At 39.7% G+C, this 14,132-nt stretch carries 15 protein-coding genes; 8 read left to right on the forward strand and 7 right to left on the reverse strand.

The features are described from left to right. Window positions 1–335: 335 nt before the first annotated feature. Complete coding sequence (locus tag M3182_RS04955; RefSeq protein ID WP_251432439.1) at window positions 336–1,505, reverse strand: FtsW/RodA/SpoVE family cell cycle protein; 1,170 nt, start codon at window positions 1,503–1,505, stop codon at window positions 336–338. Window positions 1,506–1,766: 261 nt separating this feature from the next. Between M3182_RS04955 and M3182_RS04960 the strand changes: the two genes are divergently transcribed. From M3182_RS04960 to M3182_RS04985, 6 genes are all read left to right on the forward strand, one after another. Further along, window positions 1,767–2,687, forward strand: coding sequence for a helix-turn-helix transcriptional regulator (locus M3182_RS04960; RefSeq protein ID WP_251432442.1), 921 nt, complete (start codon window positions 1,767–1,769; stop codon window positions 2,685–2,687). A 15-nt stretch (window positions 2,688–2,702) separates the two neighbouring features. Beyond that, window positions 2,703–3,572: an ABC transporter substrate-binding protein gene (locus tag M3182_RS04965; RefSeq protein ID WP_251432444.1), complete on the forward strand. Its 870-nt coding sequence runs from the start codon at window positions 2,703–2,705 to the stop codon at window positions 3,570–3,572. Between the two features lie 42 nt (window positions 3,573–3,614). Further along, window positions 3,615–4,313, forward strand: coding sequence for an ABC transporter permease (locus M3182_RS04970; protein ID WP_251432448.1), 699 nt, complete (start codon window positions 3,615–3,617; stop codon window positions 4,311–4,313). Further along, a complete protein-coding gene (locus M3182_RS04975; protein WP_251432450.1) occupies window positions 4,310–5,044 on the forward strand; it encodes an ATP-binding cassette domain-containing protein in 735 nt (244 codons plus the stop codon). Before M3182_RS04970 ends, M3182_RS04975 begins: the two co-directional genes overlap by 4 nt. A 142-nt stretch (window positions 5,045–5,186) precedes the next feature. Continuing rightward, complete coding sequence (locus tag M3182_RS04980; RefSeq protein WP_251557190.1) at window positions 5,187–5,939, forward strand: (S)-benzoin forming benzil reductase; 753 nt, start codon at window positions 5,187–5,189, stop codon at window positions 5,937–5,939. 143 nt (window positions 5,940–6,082) lie between these two features. Continuing rightward, window positions 6,083–6,232 carry a hypothetical protein gene (locus tag M3182_RS04985; protein WP_251432456.1) on the forward strand — a complete coding sequence of 50 codons (150 nt, stop codon included), beginning with the start codon at window positions 6,083–6,085 and terminating at the stop codon, window positions 6,230–6,232. Between the two features lie 287 nt (window positions 6,233–6,519). Here the strand turns inward: M3182_RS04985 and M3182_RS04990 are convergent, their stop codons facing one another. Further along, window positions 6,520–7,548, reverse strand: a complete 1,029-nt coding sequence (locus M3182_RS04990; RefSeq protein ID WP_251432458.1) for a ThiF family adenylyltransferase — start codon at window positions 7,546–7,548, stop codon at window positions 6,520–6,522. A gap of 208 nt (window positions 7,549–7,756) precedes the next feature. On the opposite strand from M3182_RS04990, the gene M3182_RS04995 reads away from it, so the two are divergent. Then, on the forward strand, window positions 7,757–9,598 hold the full coding sequence (locus M3182_RS04995) for an aldehyde ferredoxin oxidoreductase family protein (RefSeq protein ID WP_251432460.1): 1,842 nt from the start codon (window positions 7,757–7,759) through the stop codon (window positions 9,596–9,598). Between the two features lie 134 nt (window positions 9,599–9,732). Here the strand turns inward: M3182_RS04995 and M3182_RS05000 are convergent, their stop codons facing one another. Together M3182_RS05000 and M3182_RS05005 are read right to left on the reverse strand one after the other, a co-directional pair. After that, window positions 9,733–10,005, reverse strand: coding sequence for a MoaD-like domain-containing protein (locus M3182_RS05000; RefSeq protein WP_251557193.1), 273 nt, complete (start codon window positions 10,003–10,005; stop codon window positions 9,733–9,735). 1 nt (window position 10,006) lies between these two features. After that, window positions 10,007–10,279, reverse strand: a complete 273-nt coding sequence (locus M3182_RS05005) for a ubiquitin-like small modifier protein 1 (RefSeq protein ID WP_251432464.1) — start codon at window positions 10,277–10,279, stop codon at window positions 10,007–10,009. Between the two features lie 126 nt (window positions 10,280–10,405). On the opposite strand from M3182_RS05005, the gene M3182_RS05010 reads away from it, so the two are divergent. Beyond that, window positions 10,406–11,545, forward strand: coding sequence for a zinc-dependent alcohol dehydrogenase (locus M3182_RS05010; protein WP_251432467.1), 1,140 nt, complete (start codon window positions 10,406–10,408; stop codon window positions 11,543–11,545). 56 nt (window positions 11,546–11,601) lie between these two features. Here M3182_RS05010 and M3182_RS05015 read toward each other — a convergent pair whose 3' ends face one another. The 3 genes from M3182_RS05015 to M3182_RS26350 all read right to left on the reverse strand — a co-directional run bounded on the left by M3182_RS05015 (window position 11,602) and on the right by M3182_RS26350 (window position 14,081). Continuing rightward, window positions 11,602–12,588, reverse strand: coding sequence for a Gfo/Idh/MocA family protein (locus M3182_RS05015; RefSeq protein ID WP_251432470.1), 987 nt, complete (start codon window positions 12,586–12,588; stop codon window positions 11,602–11,604). Window positions 12,589–12,708: 120 nt separating this feature from the next. Then, window positions 12,709–13,320 carry a PepSY domain-containing protein gene (locus M3182_RS05020; protein WP_251557207.1) on the reverse strand — a complete coding sequence of 204 codons (612 nt, stop codon included), beginning with the start codon at window positions 13,318–13,320 and terminating at the stop codon, window positions 12,709–12,711. A gap of 116 nt (window positions 13,321–13,436) precedes the next feature. Beyond that, on the reverse strand, window positions 13,437–14,081 hold the full coding sequence (locus M3182_RS26350; protein ID WP_251432478.1) for a PepSY domain-containing protein: 645 nt from the start codon (window positions 14,079–14,081) through the stop codon (window positions 13,437–13,439). Window positions 14,082–14,132 lie beyond the last annotated feature (51 nt).

Here is a 14,132-nt window from a genome sequence, read left to right on the forward strand (position 1 = left end):
TAGCCCCGAAAAGCGCTGGAGAGCTGGCAGATGAAGTCGTTCTTTGACTTCAACTGACAGATTGAAGCGACTCGAGGGGCTAGGAGCCGCAGCTGGACAATGAAAAGCGGAAACGGCTTGTTCAACTCCGACAGGCATAAGACGCACCGGAATTAAAGGCGCTTTTTGCCTTAATTTCCGGGGTGGCTTATGACCCGAGGAGTTAGCCGTTGGAGCTGGACAATGAAAAGCGGAGGCGACTGTTCAGCGACGTATGGACTGGAGCCCTTTGGGTTGAGATAAGAGCATTTAAAAAGAGCAAAGGGAACCTCCCTTTGCTCTTTCCTTTTAACAATCTAATCAGATGTAGAAAACATATACTTCTTGTAGTGATAACGGATGGAGAAAATCAAACTCAACGCCAGCATATTGCCCATTAACGAACTTCCACCATAACTAATGAACGGAAGTGGGATTCCTGTAATCGGCAATAATCCGATGGTCATTCCGATGTTTTGAAATACATGGAATGTAATCATACTGATGACCCCAACACAAATGTATGTGTAATAATTATTTTTTGTATCCATTCCTACTTTTGTAATTTGATAGATGAGTAAGAAGAATAAACTGATTAATATACTTGCACCAACGAATCCGAACTCTTCGCCTACAACACTAAAAATAAAGTCTGTATGGCTTTCTGGCAAATACACTTCACGTACCCCGTATCCTTTTCCTGTTGTTTCCCCAGAACCAATTGCCAACAAAGAACGTGTTAATTGGAATCCTGTAGTACTTTGATAGTTATAGGGATCAAGCCATGAGTAGATTCGGGCAAATTGATATTCGCGCACTCCCAAGTATTTTTCTAATACCTCGGGATGCAATAACACGAAATAAAAGATGACTCCAATTAAGGTGATGCCCGTCGAAAAAATTGGAACAAGGATCTTCCAAGTGATGCCTGAAATAAAGATCATTCCTATCATAATCGCAATGAACACTAAGGAAGTTCCCAAATCTTCTTTAATGACTAGCATTAATGGAGCTCCTGTGACTAGTCCAATTTTTATCATTAGCCAAAAATCAGTTCCAACCGATTTCACTTGATTCTTTTGATGATGGTCAAAAATGACTCTAGATAAAGCTAAAATAATAAAGACTTTCACAAATTCCGACGGCTGAATCGATCCTACCCCCGGAAAAACGAACCAGTTTTTTGCCCCATTAATCACAGGTGCAATACTTGATGGAGCAACAATTAAGAAAGCTAAACTTGCAATTCCAAGTCCATAGGCATACCATGTTAATTTTTTTAATTGATCTGAATCCAAGCGAATGACTACGGTGATAATAATCATTCCTACTATATACCAGACAATCTGTTTCGCTAGAAAATTTTCCCCATACTGCCCTGTCGATTGTGCACTATAGATTGCCACACAACTAGCTAAAAATAATAAGAATAGTATAAGTACCAAACCATAATCGATTCTGGAATTGTTTCTTTGATTAGAGGTCATTCTAATTTCTCCTTTAGTGAAGAACTGTACAATACTTCATTATATTTTTTTCACAAAAAAATAACAACTTCTATATGAAGATTGGATAGATTTCTCTTTTATTATTAGTAAACTATAGTCATTATGAACTATATTTGTGACCGAATTGTGAACTAAACTTCACAAAACTTGTCAAAACTTGACGATTTGTAAAAATTGTCACACAATTCCTGTTCATTTTCGTTTATTTTAGTATTATATCGTTAAAAGGTGGTGAACTCGATGAAAGAGAGTACATATACAGTGGAAGAAATCGCTCAATTATTTAAAATCTCAAAACATACCGTATATGAGCTCATCAAGCGTGGTGAGTTAAATGCCTTTAAAGTTGGAAACAAAATGAGGATTGAGCATTCTGAAGTCGAACATTACAAACAAATGAAGGCATCTAAAATAGCTCCTGCTGCACAGCAAGCAACAACAATTAAACCCGCATACACGCTTAATCTCGCTGGGAGTCATGATTTTCTCGTCGAGCATCTCGTAAAATACGCGGCAATTGAATCAGCTGGCCTTGCCCTTCAACCTAGTTATATTGGGAGTCTCGAAGGCTTGATGATGCTTTATCGCGGGAACGTAGATATAGCCGCTATTCATTTATTGGACCCAACATCACAGCAATATAATCTGCCATTTATACGACAATTGTTTGTTCATGAGCCAATTACAGTCGTTCGACTAGCTTCACGTGAACAAGGGTTAATTGTGGCAAAAGGAAATCCTAAAAACATTTCTAGTGTGAGAGATTTTTCCCGTTCAGATGTGACGATTGTCAATCGCCAAAAAGGTGCAGGGACCAGGTTTTTACTAGATTCCTTTCTTGCTGCAGAAAACATAAACCCCCAATTGATCAATGGTTATGAGAATGAAGAATGGAGTCATCTCGGTGCAGCATCCTTTATTAGCCATGGATCCGCGGATGCAGCTTTTGGTGTTAAATACGCGGCCAGTCAACTTGGGCTTGATTTCATTCCATTAACAAATGAAAAATTTGATCTAGTCTTTCATTGGACAAGCGAAAACAAAGAAGCTCTTGAACACCTGCTTGATCTACTTCATTTTACCACTTTTAAAGATAGTATTTTAAAACTTGACGGGTATGATGCTAGCCAGCTAGGGAAAATCATTTATGAACACAGATAATGGAGGTACAGAATCATGAAAAAGAACTTATTTTCAATCGTTTTAATCCTTTTTTTCGCAATCATGACAGCATGTTCAAACTCAGATGCAAACAATGAAGATACAAATAAAGCAGCTGATCCAGAATCTAATGAAGTAGAAAGAACTGATTTAATTCTCGCAACAACTACTAGTACACAAGATAGTGGATTACTTGATGAATTGATTCCAATATTTGAAGAAGAAAACCCATTCAACGTCAAGACAGTTGCGGTTGGCACCGGTCAAGCACTTGAAATGGGCGTTAAAGGGGAAGCGGATACTTTATTAACCCACGCACCTGCTTCTGAACAGGAACTTGTCGACAATGGTGATGTCGAGAACTACCAACAAGTGATGTACAACGATTTTGTTGTCGCTGGTCCTAAAGCAGACCCTGCTGAAGTCAAAGGATTGTCCACAAACGAAGCGTTCTCGAAAATTTTCGAATCACAATCTGTATTTGTCTCACGTGGTGATGACTCAGGTACTCATAAAAAAGAATTGCAATTATGGGAAGGGGCAGACCTAACTCCTTCTGAAAATGAAAACTACCTTGAAACAGGACAAGGAATGGGTAACAGCCTTCAAGTTGCAGCTGAAAAAGAGGGCTATATTTTAACCGACCGCGCCACTTATTTAGCTCAAAAAGATACACTAGGCGAATTTGAAATCTTAGTTGAAGGCGACGAAAGTCTACTAAATATCTACCATGTCATGGAAGTTAATGCTGAGAAAAATGATATGATTAATACAGAGGGGGCTAAAGCTTTTGTTGAGTTCATGGTTGCCGAAGATACCAAAAAAATTATTTCTGAATTTGGTGTAGAAGAATATGGCGAACCGCTTTTCTTCCTCTTTGATTAAGAATCTATCTTAATGATCCTAACAAAGAAAGTTTGATTATGAATGGACTTATTAATTGAAGGCTTAAAAAAAGCGATAGAATTAATTCTTGCTGGGGATCCAATTATTGCCGAAATAACGTTTCGGACCTTAAAGGTCTCGATGACAGCTATTCTCGTCAGCATGATTGTCGGAATTCCCGCTGGAATGGTATTAGGGTTGATTCAGTTTCCTGGTCGAAGAATCATCTTGACCTTTATCAATATTGGCATGGGACTACCCCCTGTCGTTGCTGGACTGTGGATTACGATGCTATTATGGCGCTCTGGCCCTCTAGGTGACTATTCTTTACTTTATACGGAAACAGCCATTGTGCTTGCACAAATATTGGTTTCCTTGCCAATCATTACGGCTCTAACAGCTACTGCGTTTCAACAGATTAGTGAAAAAATGATTTTGCAAGTAAAGGGCCTAGGAGCAACTCGGTTACAACTAGTCTGGATTCTAATGAAAGAAAGCCGTCTTGCCATTTTAGCAGCGATTATTGCTGGATTTGGTCGAGTTATTGCCGAAGTGGGGGCAGCCATGATGGTCGGTGGTAATATAAGTGGTGAAACAAGAATCCTCACTACTTCGATTGTAATGGAAGTGTCGAAAGGGAACTTTGATATCGCATTAGCCTTGAGCTTTATATTAATGACCCTTGCTTTTCTGATTACCTTTTGTCTTACCTACTTACAACAAAGGAGGCGAACTCAATGAAGAACCCAATCCTTGCATTGGAAGAGATCAACATAGAAGTTCGCAACCGGAGTATTCTTAAGATTGCCAATTTTGAGCTTCAAGCAGGTGAACTTCTCGGTGTCATGGGACCAAATGGAGCAGGCAAGAGTACCCTTTTAAAAACCTTGGCTCTCCTTGAACTCCCTACAAAAGGGATAATTAAGTTTCAAAACAAACCCATTAACGCAAATTCTGCCCTTGAGGTGCGGAGAAAGTTTGCTGTAGCTCTTCAGCAGTCGTTACTACTAGATATGAGCGTGTACCAAAATGTTGCACTTGGTCTTAAAATCCGAAATCGGTCACGGAGAGAAATTAAGGAAAAGGTGTCGTATTGGCTCGAGGTATTTAAAATCAGCCACCTTGCAAAAAAACATGCTTATCACCTTTCCGGTGGTGAAGCGCAGCGAGTAAATTTGGCACGAGCTATGATTCTACAACCCGAGATACTTTTTCTTGATGAACCTTTTTCTGCACTAGACTTTCCAACAAAAGTGCAGCTTTTAAAGGACATTAAAAATGTTGTTGAACAGACGTCAACCACAACTGTTTTTATCAGTCATGATTTGATGGAAATCAAATATTTCACCAACACACTCGCCATTTTAATCGATGGGGAAATTAAGCAATACGGTCCAACAGACGAGGTTTTATCTTTCCCGAATCGTTCTTCTGCCACCTTTATAGGAGAATGGAACCAACTCTTATCTTAGAAAGTTATGGAGTGTCCGTTTGTATGGACACTCTTTTTCATTCCAAGGAAAAAAATGTGACTCATACTGATCCTTAATTTTCATTTTTGGTGAGTCCTATGTTTCAATATAAATAGAATGGACGTTTAACCGAGGAGGAATCATGATGAAATACGCTGTTGTCACTGGTGGATCAAAAGGGCTTGGGGCTAAAATTGTAAGAAATCTGCTAGAGAATAACGTTTATGTCATCTCTGTTTCAAGAGGTGAAAATGAAGAGATAGCTCAATTAAAGCAAGTTAACAATTATCAATTTTTCCGTTGCAATTTGGCTTCACCAACTGAAATCTCAAACGTCTTTGAAGAGATTACAAAGCTTGTATTTTCCCCAGAAACGGAAGGAATCTATTTGGTCAATAATGCCGGAGTGATTGACCCAATTGAAACAGCTGGAAATTTAAATGATGAAGCTGTCCTAAGGAATGTTCAAATTAATTTAACAGCACCTATCCAAATTAGTAATCTTTTTTTACAAAAAGCAAAAGAAACAAATATCCCGCTTATGATTGCAAACGTTACTTCGGGAGCTGGAGAGCGCCCTGTACATGGCTGGAGCCTATATTGCAGCACAAAGGCTGGAATAAACATGTTCACTAAAACCGTTAGTTTAGAGCTCGAAAATCACCAAAGCCCAATCAAAATTTTCGCTTACAGTCCCGGGATTATGGATACGGAGATGCAGCAAAAAATTCGGTCATCTTCAGAAGCAGCCTTTGCAGAGATCGAGAAATTTCAAGGTTACAAGGAAAAAGGCATGCTCCGCTCTCCTCAGGTCGTAGCAAATGCCCTAGTTACCCTAATGATGGAAAAAGAAATCGAAAATGGAAAAGTATACCACGTGAATGAGTTACTCTAAGTCCTTTTCTAATTTGGCTTTATGTAAATGGCACGTCAAAACAAACTATTAGTTAGGCTGGAATCATTCCGGCCTTTTTTTTTGGATATAATCTTGAGGTTTAGAAAAACTATGAAAGAAATTGTTGTAAAGGGGATTTTAAAATGACTAAGAAAGTGAACAAAGGTAGTAAAAACCAAAATTCACCAAAGGTACAACATCAAATGGCTGAAATGGCATCTGAATTCACAACAAGTGGAGACAACAGTAAAGGCAATAAGCACAACAAAGATCAACGTGATAAGACGGATTAAGTTAGGGAAAAGAATTGGCTAGAGGCGGCAGGTTTTACTTATTCAACCTTTTGAATGGGTTAGCTTTTGTCTCAAGCCCCTAGCACTGGAGCTAGTTGTGGATATTGGTTACCTTTTCAAGTAAGATATCCACAATCTGTTATATTCCAAACTGTCAAATCCGGTAAAAGACCGACAATTTCGTTGTCGGTCTTTTTATAGCGCTAAGATGCATCCGTTTTTCTGTGAATAGTGTGAATAATTTGTGAATAACTTTCTTGAAAGGTAGTTTTACTGTGGATAGGTTACTAACTCCCTACATATTGAGAATAGTACTTTCGGGCTTCCACAATGTCCTCTACTCCATGAACAAGCACTCGCCCATCTTTAAAAAAGACCATGGAGACAGAATCGTTAGGCGTGAACCGTAATAAGAATGAATTCTTTTTTACCGTACCTGCGTCTTTTAGTTGCTTGGCTAACTGTGCTAAATCAAACTGTGCTAAATGTTTGGGGTTAATTTGTACTGTATCTCGTCCACAAAGTATGGCATATGAGGTTTGCACTTCTGAACTACGGTCTAAAAACTCAAATTGCTGATGTACACATGTTGGGCATTCAGGGTTATGGCCATCGGAGATATCCATCTGTAAGGAAGAAGCAAACCAAATATCTACCTGTTCCAAATTAGGGTTATGGTCCGCTCCAACCAATAGTTTTAATGTCTCAACAGACTCAAACGAGCCAATGATATCGGTAAGTGGAGAAAGAACTCCAACGGTATCACAAGTTTCCCCTAGACCACTCGGAACTTGTGGGAACAAACATCGGTAACACGGCGTCTTACCGGGGATAAAAACCGCATACATTCCTCTTGAAGAAACAGCACCACCATGAACCCAGGGAATTCCCAGTTTAAACGCAACATCATTAATTAAATACCGTGTAGAAAAATTATCTGTCCCATCGACGATTACATCAAATCCTGATAGAAGCTCTTCTGCATTCCCTAAGTGGAGATCGGCAATCACAGCCTCTACTTTTACAGTGGAATTCACTTTCTTCAGTTTACGCTCTGCAGCAATAACCTTTGGGAGGTTTTCCGCTGCATCTTCTTCATCGTACAGAGACTGCCTTTGTAAATTAGACAATTCAACCAAATCTCGATCAATCATGCGGACATAACCTACCCCGGAACGGACAAGGTGATTGGCTATTACCGTTCCAAGTGCTCCCATTCCAACAATCACTACTTTACTATTTAATAATTTCCTTTGCCCCTCTTCTCCTATCGGTTTAAATAATAGTTGACGGGAATATCGATTCAAACTCTCCATTTCATCCCTCTTTTAAAAGTTGTTATCTTTATTATACCCCTTAATGAAGCTGCAGTTTTTGTCGATTCTGTACAGTATTGTTTACTATCGTGAAGTTTTGTCATGAATATTTCGAATTTTATAAAATGAGCAAGAATTTTCCTATTAGACCATATATAATTAAGTATAGTTGCATTACTAAATAAATTGAAAGAGGTGGCAAAACACGATGAATCTTGGCGGTTTTATGAACAAAGAAGTCGTTGTCGATTTAACCAATAGGAACGTTAGCTACAGAGAATTAAACGAAGATGATGCCAAAAAGTACATCGGCGCACGTGGTTTGGGAGTTAAATATCTTTTAGATAACGGTCCCGAGGTAGAACCACTGTCCGAAGAAAATCTTCTGTGTTTTATGACTGGACCTGTAACTGGATCACGTTCTTCGATGAGTGGCCGTATGGCGGTGGTAACAAAATCTCCACTCACGAATACAGCCACAGACTCTCATATCGGCGGTTGGACCGCAGCTCGTTTAAAATGGGCTGGAGTTGATAATGTTATCGTTAAAGGGAAAAGTGATAAGCCTGTCTATTTGTACATAGAAAATGGTCAGGCAGAACTTCGTGATGCCTCTCAGTTATGGGGAAAAGGGACAAGAGAAACAGTTCAATTAATGAAAGATGAACACGGCGAAAAGGATCTGAGCGTATTAACCATCGGTCAAGCTGGTGAGAACAAAGTTCGTTTCGCTGCTTTTATTAATGAACATGACCGTGCTGCAGGCCGTGGCGGTACAGCAGCTGTAGCTGGTTATAAAATGCTTAAAGCCATCGTCATTAAAGCTGCACAAAAGGGCAATATGCCTGAACCGAAACAAAAGGATGAAAACAACAAAGCAAATCGCAAAGCAGTTAAAGCTCTCCTTGAAGGTGGCTTAACAGCACCAAGAAAAGGTGGTCTCTCAGTTTACGGTACAAACGTACTGACAAACTTGATCAATGAAGTAGGCGCACTTCCAACTAAGAACTCTCAATTCACGCATTGGGATGAAGCTGAAAAGCATAGTGGCGAGTATGTAAACCAGCATTTACTTGTCGCCAATAATGCCTGTCATGCCTGTCCTGTTGCTTGTAAAATTGAGGTTGAAGTAAAGGAAGGTAAATATAAAACTAGAGTAGAAAGCTTTGAGTTCGAATCATCCTGGTCGCTTGGATCCAACTGTCTTTTAAGTGATGCAGAAGCAATCGCTTACTTAATTGATCGTTGTAATGAGTATGGACTTGATACAATCGAACTTGGTCATGCCTTCTCCGTATCAATGGAAGCTTACGAAAAAGGTATTATTTCTGAGCCACTTAAATGGGGCGACAAGGATGCAATGATTGAAATGACAAGAAAGATTGCTTACCGTGAAGGTTTCGGTGGCATTCTTGCAGAAGGACCAGCACGTGCGACCGCAGAGTGGGGTGCTCCAGAACTATCGATGTCTGTTAAAGGTCAGTCCATCCCTGCTTACGATCCGCGTGGAATTCAAGGTATCGGTCTTGGTTATGCGACAAGTAACCGTGGAGCCTGTCATTTACGCGGGTACACAGTTGCCAGTGAAATCGCTGGGATTCCAGAGCCAACAGACCGTTTAAAACCTGAAGGCAAAGGCGAGTTGTTGAAGACGTTCCAAGATATGCTTGCCTTCGGTGATTCCATGGATATCTGTAAATTCTCGTCTTTCTCTGAAAATGCCGAGCACTATGCTGAGCAGTACAGCACAATGACAGGTATTGAATTAACAGCTGATGACGTCATGCTTGCTGGTGAGAGAATTTACAATCTTGAACGCTATTATAACAATCTTGCTGGTTTCGATAAGCGTGATGATGACTTCTTACCAAAACGCTTTACAGAAGAACCTGCAAGTGGAAACAGTGCTGGGTCTGTCAGCCGTATGGATGTAATGCTTGATGAATACTATCAAGTTCGAGGTTGGAAAGATGGCATCGTGCCTGAGGAAAAACTTCGTGAATTGGGCATTCTTGCAGAAGACAGCTCAACGCCGACAGAACAGCAGTAATTAAAAAAGAATGGCTCGAAGACATTTGGTCTTTTAGCCATTCTTTTTTGCGTTTTATTCTCCCTACGGCGAATATATCCTTGTTGACGGCGAATATATCCTCGCTGACGGCGAATATATCGGAGGTTTATGCCTCATCCGCCAACACGCGTCGTTTTATAGCGATAATTTTTAATCAAATCCTCAAGTTGCTCTTCACTTTCGGCACTAAAACGGATGATTACAGCATTCACTTTAAACACTTTGGTAAATTCAAGTTCATTTTCACTTAGAATTTCTGCGGCCCAACCCGTTCCCTGATAGATAAACGGAAAAGAACTCGTTAACAGTTTCCCACCTAATTCTTCAAAGTACATTGCTAGATGCTCTCGATTGATTCCACGGAACTCTAATTCCCGACTTATCATATTAACCACCTGCTACTGGTGGGAAAAGCGCAAACTGGTCGGATTCTTTGACTTGTGTTTCTAAATCATCTAAATGAATAATGTTTTTCCCATTGATATAGACATGTACAAAAGGCTTTAATTTTTTCTCTCCATCAAAAATCTCATCTTCTATTTCAGGAAACATTTCGACCATTTTATTTAATATATCGATGACTCGATTCCCGTTCGCTAGTACTTCTACTTCTACTCCGCCGCAAATTTCGCGTAGATTGGCGAAAACCCTTACCATCATAACCTTGTCCCCTCCCTGTTCGTCTCTTTAATTCAATCTTAAGATGATTTACATGCTTTGTCACTAAGCAAGAATGAAAAACCATAAAGAATCACACTCTAAATAAAAATACAAAGGAGGAATCACATGAAGGCCGTTACTTTTCAAGGTGCGAGGGATATTAAGGTAAAAAAAGTAGCCTACCCTAAAATCGAAAAAAACGATGATATTATCGTTCGAATTACATCCACAGCCATTTGTGGTTCTGACCTTCATATTTATCTTGGTGGGATTCCAACACGTCCAGGATATATCATCGGCCATGAACCAATGGGAATCGTCGAAGAAGTTGGACCAGAGGTTAAAAAAGTCAAAAAAGGTGACCGTGTTATTCTACCTTTTACAGTTGCTTGCGGCCATTGTTATTATTGCCAGCATGAGATGGAAAGCCAATGCGATAACTCCAATCCCAATCCAGACATTGATTCGGGTGCTTACTTCGGTTATACCGAACGCTATGGGAATTATCCTGGAGGTCAAGCAGAGTTTCTACGCGTCCCATATGGGAACTTCATGCCATTTAAGGTTCCAGATTCATGTGAACTCGAAGACGAGTCCTTACTTTTTATATCCGATGTACTCCCAACTGCATACTGGAGCGTTGAACACGCAGGTGTGAAGCCAAATGATACCGTCGTTGTTCTAGGTTGTGGCCCCGTAGGATTAATGGCCCAAAAATTTGCTTGGATGAAAGGTGCTAAACGGGTGATTGCAATTGACAATCTCCACTACCGCCTCCGCCATGCAAAGCTAAAAAACAACGTTGAAGTATTTAATTTTGAAGACTTTGAGGATACCGGTGCCCATATAAGAGAAATCACTCAGGGCGGTGCAGATGTTGTTATAGATTGCGTTGGAATGGATGGAAAAAAGTCGGTCGTTGAAAAGGTCGAACAAAAGCTAAAGCTTCAAGGCGGAACACTAAGTGCGATCCAGATTGCAAAAAACTCAGTTCGAAAATTTGGTACCATCCAGCTTACCGGCGTATATGGATCTATGTACAATATGTTTCCTCTCGGCAATATTTTCGAACGAAATGTCACGTTAAAAACAGGTCAAGCCCCTGTCATCCATTATATGCCTAAGCTTTATGAAATGATTGTTAACGGGGATTTTGATCCTACGGAAATCATTACCCACAAACTTCCACTAGACCAAGCTAGTGACGCGTATCATATGTTTAGTGAACATGAAGATGATGTGATAAAAGTCGTCTTAAAACCATAGAGCAAACCAGTGGGAAATGAACAAAAAAACCTCTCATAAAAAGAGAGGTTTTCCCACTAAATTTGATCAGCCGGATATATAATTCCCAGTTGCCGTCGACATTCATCCATAATCTCCAAGACCATGAGTGAGTTCTCAATCGAATTAATTGTCGATTCTTGCTGACCTGACTGTATGATGTTGATAAACTCTTCCACTTCATAAAACATCGCTTGCCTTTCTTGTGTTTGCGTAAGTTCTTCTTTTGAACCATTACGATAACGGATTTCTACTTTTTCTGGGACATTCATTTGATCAAAAATCAGATTCCCTTCTTCACCTTGTATTTCACATGGAAGTTCTGAGTTCGTAATCTTTGAATACATAATCACCGCATCCATATCCTTGTATGTCAACAGAATGCTTCCTTCCCCATCTACGCCGGAATCTAGCATCACTCCAGTCGCTTGAACCTTATCTGGTTTCCCAAATAAGACGATAAGTGGATAAAGACAATAAATGCCGATATCCATTAAAGCCCCGTTAGAAAATTCCGGTTTAAAAGCGTTTAAGATATTCCCTTGTTTATAAGCATCATAACGCGATGAATACTGACAATAACTAGCAAAATAGCGCCGTACCTTCCCAATCTTAGGCAGATTGTCTTTCGCTACTTTAAAATTAGGAACCAGGGTTGGTTTCATCGCTTCCATCAATACCACGTTATGTTTTCTAGCAGCGTCTCTCATCCTTTTTAATTCCGTTGCATTTGAAGCAATCGGCTTTTCGCATAAAACATGCTTTCCTTGTTCAAGAAACACAATTGCCTGGCTGGCATGAAATGAATTCGGACTAGCGATATAAACGGCATCGATTTCATCACTTTCAGCCATGTTATGTATATCTGTAAAAATCGTTTTCACATCGTATTTATCAGCAAACTCTTGAGCTCTTTCTTCTGTACGCGAATAGACCGCCGCAAACTGAAAACGGGGCTCAAGTTTTGCTCCATCTAGAAATCTTTCTGTTATCCAATTCGTTCCAACTACACCAAATCGTATCATTGTTTGCCTCCTCAAGTTACCTAATATACTTTATTGTTACTTTATACTGAAATTGTAAATCCTACAAATCCCATAAAAAAAAAGCCTGCCGCAGCAAGCTATACTCGATAACCTCTTATTTTAATCATCATCACGGTCGTCATCAAATTGGTCCATATCTTTTTCTAGTATTTTTCCTGTTCTAGCATCGATTTCGTAGTCTACTTCATGCTTACCGGTATGGATTTCAATTTCATATTCTCCATCATCGTATTCAACTTCGACAACTTTCCCTGGGGTTGCTTTTGTTGCAATCGCAACTGCCTCTTCTTTCGTTAATTTCGTCTTTTGGTTATTATCATCACTTTTCTTGTTAGGAGCATTTGCGACTTTCGTTTCCTGCTGAGCATTCTTATTAATCAAATCAGCTGGGACGCTCTCATAGTCAGCGTCATCTTCTCGGTCAACTTCCATTACATTCCCAGACTTTGCATCGATTTCTATTTCATGATCGTCGTTACCATTTTGATCCCGAACTTCGACTTCATACTTTAATTGACCATCATCCTCTTCTAACTCAACCTGATGAATGGTACCGTCTATCTCATTTAAAGCCTTTTCTTCTGCCTTTTCTATTGTTAGCAAATTCTCATCTTGCGGTTTGACTGGTTCCGTAAATGCTCCTACACCAAACGCTCCCCCTAATAAAACCAATCCCGCTACCCCAGCAATCACTACATTACGTTTTTTCATTTTTCATTCCTCCTTGTTTGGTATATCTCTACTTTATCCAAACAAAATGAGGATTTCAGAATAGGAAAATGAGAATTTCATGAGAATACAGGAAGACTATTTTCATTTATTTCTACTTATTCTTCCCAGAAGATCGACTTTACTTCTCCTGTCACTGCATTGATTTTAATGGTAGCCTCTTCGTCTTCATCATTCACTTCACGTTCAACTTCTATTAAATAATAGGTAATTCCATCGGATGTTTGTAACTCAACTTCTTCTACTTCTCCATTAATCTCTTTTAAGGCAATGGCAATGGCTTCTTTTTCTGACAACAGCTTCGGTGCCTCAGGTTTCTTCCCTGAAGATTCCGGTTTAGGCTCAGATTGTTTTCCACCATTCGCTTGATCATCAGAACCTTGAGGGTTCTCTGATGAAGGTGTTTCTTGAGAGTCTTCCTGGTTTGAATTTTTACCATTCGACTGTTCTTTATCCGCCAAGTCTGTGGTTGTTCGTGTCATACTCCCAATATCTCCAGTTAGACGGTCAATCTCAATTTCATAAGTCCCTGTTTCTAACTCAATCGTAATCAGGTATAACTCTTTTCCTTCTTTCACTTCGACTATTTCTCCACTATAAAGATCCTTCACCTTGTTCGTGGCTTCTTCAGCCGTAAGAGGTTCAGCCGATGTCATGATGTTCGAGATTTGCCATACTGCAATCATGATGACCAAGAGAATCACAGCACCTATGCCGAGCTTCTTTTTCTTAGCTCCATCCACTTTTTCTCACTCCAATTTCGTTTTTTTTTCATTGTATACCAAGAAAATGAG

It is taken from the genome of Mesobacillus maritimus (genome assembly GCF_023715205.1).
Taxonomy (GTDB): Bacteria; Bacillota; Bacilli; order Bacillales; family Cytobacillaceae; genus Mesobacillus_B; species Mesobacillus_B maritimus_C.

What these genes read in the sequence shown, in the direction of transcription:
- M3182_RS04955 (WP_251432439.1), bottom strand. Translation starts at nt 1,505, where the DNA reads ATGACCTCTAATCAAAGAAACAATTCCAGAATCGATTATGGTTTGGTA.
- M3182_RS04990 (WP_251432458.1), bottom strand. Translation starts at nt 7,548, where the DNA reads ATGGAGAGTTTGAATCGATATTCCCGTCAACTATTATTTAAACCGATA.
- M3182_RS04995 (WP_251432460.1), top strand. Translation starts at nt 7,757, where the DNA reads ATGAATCTTGGCGGTTTTATGAACAAAGAAGTCGTTGTCGATTTAACC.
- M3182_RS04970 (WP_251432448.1), top strand. Translation starts at nt 3,615, where the DNA reads ATGGACTTATTAATTGAAGGCTTAAAAAAAGCGATAGAATTAATTCTT.
- M3182_RS05020 (WP_251557207.1), bottom strand. Translation starts at nt 13,320, where the DNA reads ATGAAAAAACGTAATGTAGTGATTGCTGGGGTAGCGGGATTGGTTTTA.
- M3182_RS04965 (WP_251432444.1), top strand. Translation starts at nt 2,703, where the DNA reads ATGAAAAAGAACTTATTTTCAATCGTTTTAATCCTTTTTTTCGCAATC.
- M3182_RS04975 (WP_251432450.1), top strand. Translation starts at nt 4,310, where the DNA reads ATGAAGAACCCAATCCTTGCATTGGAAGAGATCAACATAGAAGTTCGC.
- M3182_RS04980 (WP_251557190.1), top strand. Translation starts at nt 5,187, where the DNA reads ATGATGAAATACGCTGTTGTCACTGGTGGATCAAAAGGGCTTGGGGCT.
- M3182_RS05015 (WP_251432470.1), bottom strand. Translation starts at nt 12,588, where the DNA reads ATGATACGATTTGGTGTAGTTGGAACGAATTGGATAACAGAAAGATTT.
- M3182_RS05010 (WP_251432467.1), top strand. Translation starts at nt 10,406, where the DNA reads ATGAAGGCCGTTACTTTTCAAGGTGCGAGGGATATTAAGGTAAAAAAA.
- M3182_RS05000 (WP_251557193.1), bottom strand. Translation starts at nt 10,005, where the DNA reads ATGATAAGTCGGGAATTAGAGTTCCGTGGAATCAATCGAGAGCATCTA.
- M3182_RS04985 (WP_251432456.1), top strand. Translation starts at nt 6,083, where the DNA reads ATGACTAAGAAAGTGAACAAAGGTAGTAAAAACCAAAATTCACCAAAG.
- M3182_RS04960 (WP_251432442.1), top strand. Translation starts at nt 1,767, where the DNA reads ATGAAAGAGAGTACATATACAGTGGAAGAAATCGCTCAATTATTTAAA.
- M3182_RS05005 (WP_251432464.1), bottom strand. Translation starts at nt 10,279, where the DNA reads ATGATGGTAAGGGTTTTCGCCAATCTACGCGAAATTTGCGGCGGAGTA.